Raw genomic sequence first — 262 nt, forward strand, 5'->3', positions numbered from 1 at the left:
ATTAACGGATTTTGCATTAACTCTTTAATGATTTAATGTGAACCCGGGCTTGTAGCTCAGGTGGTTAGAGCGCTACACTGATAATGTAGAGGTCCCTGGTTCGAGTCCAGGCAGGCCCACTGGCAGCAGCGGGTTACTGCTTGAGTGCCAACTTCTGGGGGATTAGCTCAGCTGGCTAGAGCACCTGCCTTGCACGCAGGGGGTCAACGGTTCGACTCCGTTATCCTCCACTGATTACACTTCTTAATTGGAGAAGTGCTTA

Annotated in this window: 2 tRNA genes; both read left to right on the plus strand. The window is 50.4% G+C overall.

Annotated elements, in window-relative coordinates:
* Positions 1-45 precede the first annotated feature (45 nt).
* Positions 46-119 (plus strand) — tRNA-Ile (locus tag GO988_RS23680).
* Positions 120-156: 37 nt separating this feature from the next.
* Positions 157-230, plus strand: a tRNA-Ala gene (locus tag GO988_RS23685).
* Positions 231-262 lie beyond the last annotated feature (32 nt).

It is taken from the genome of Hymenobacter ginkgonis (assembly GCF_009755225.1).
GTDB classification, from domain to species: domain Bacteria; phylum Bacteroidota; class Bacteroidia; order Cytophagales; family Hymenobacteraceae; genus Hymenobacter; species Hymenobacter ginkgonis.